At 64.5% G+C, this 1,294-nt stretch carries 1 protein-coding gene; it reads right to left on the reverse strand.

Annotated features, from left to right (window positions below; all coding sequences use genetic code 11):
* Positions 1–32 precede the first annotated feature (32 nt).
* Positions 33–1,225 (reverse strand): IS3 family transposase gene (locus H0487_RS22640; RefSeq protein ID WP_183096443.1). Its coding sequence is split into 2 segments (ribosomal slippage): positions 33–938 and positions 941–1,225, totalling 1,191 coding nucleotides; the frame shifts between segments, so codons are not numbered across the junction.
* Between the last annotated feature and the right edge of the window lie 69 nt (positions 1,226–1,294).

Genomic DNA, 1,294 nt, shown 5'->3' on the forward strand with positions numbered 1-1,294 from the left:
GGGTCTGCTGCACGAACTGGTGACAGTTGGGGTTAGGCCGCCTGGGTGGCGGTTGGGGCCATGATCAACTCGTATTCGATCGGGGTCAAACGTCCGAGACCAGCTTGCCGTCGACGGCGGTGATAGGTCCTCTCGATCCACCTGACGATCGCGATCCGCAGCTCTTCACGGGTGGCCCACGTGCGGCGGTCCAGGACGTTCTTCTGCAGCAAGGAGAAGAACGACTCCATGGCCGCGTTGTCGCCGGCAGCGCCGACCCTGCCCATCGATCCGACCATGGCGTGCCGGTTGATCGCGTGGACGAACTTCCTGCTCCTGAATTGCGACCCGCGGTCGGTGTGCAGAACACACCCGGCCACATCACCGCGACGAGCGACAGCGTGATTCAGCGCAGCGACCGCGAGCCGGGACTTCATCCGTGAGTCGATCGAGTAGCCCACGATCCGGTTCGAGTAGACGTCCTTGATCGCGCAGACGTAGAGCTTGCCTTCACCGGTCCAGTGCTCGGTGATGTCGGAGAGCCACAGCTCGTTCGGGGCGTCAGCGGTGAACTGATGGCGGGTGACGCCGTGCTTGTCGACGACGGCACACAGGTCATCGTGGACCGGTGGTCCGGGCTTCTTGCCGTTCTTGCCGCGCTTCTTCCCGAACGCTGACCACCAGCCCAACTCCGAGCAGATCCGCCAAGCAGTCCGCTCGGCCATCGACTCCCCGGCTTCGCGCGCCTCGTCGACCAGGAACCGGTAGCCGAACTCGGGGTCGTCCTTGTGCGCGTCGAACAGGGCGTTCGCCCGGTAGGCCGCAACGAGGTCCGCGTCGGTTACGGGGTTCGCGAGCCACCGGTAGTAGGGCTGGCGAGCGATCTTGAGCACCCGACACGTCACCGCGACGGGGATCCCGTCGGCGGCCAGCTCGCGAACGAGCGGGTACATCATTTTCCCGGCAGGTTCGCCTGGGACAGGTACGCCGCTGCGCGGCGTAGGACCTCGTTCTCTTGCTCGAGGAGCTTGATCCGCTTGTTCGCTTCACGAAGCGCGTCGGACTCGTTCGCTGCCCGTGCGGCGGGTGAGGGGTTGGCGGACTTGCGGTCATCGATCGTGATCCACCGCTTCAGGCACGACGGCGAGACACCGAAGTCCTTCGCGACCTGGGCAAGAGAGGAATCAGAGTCGCGATAGACCCGGATCACGTCCTCGCGGAACTCCTTGGGAAACGCCTTCGGCATGGTGCACATCCTTCCAGCGTCGACACACATCGACGCAGATCAGATGTCACCTATCCGTGCAGCAGACCC

Origin of the sequence: Nocardioides stalactiti, from assembly GCF_014180715.1 — a bacterium.
Lineage (GTDB): Bacteria > Actinomycetota > Actinomycetes > Propionibacteriales > Nocardioidaceae > Nocardioides > Nocardioides stalactiti.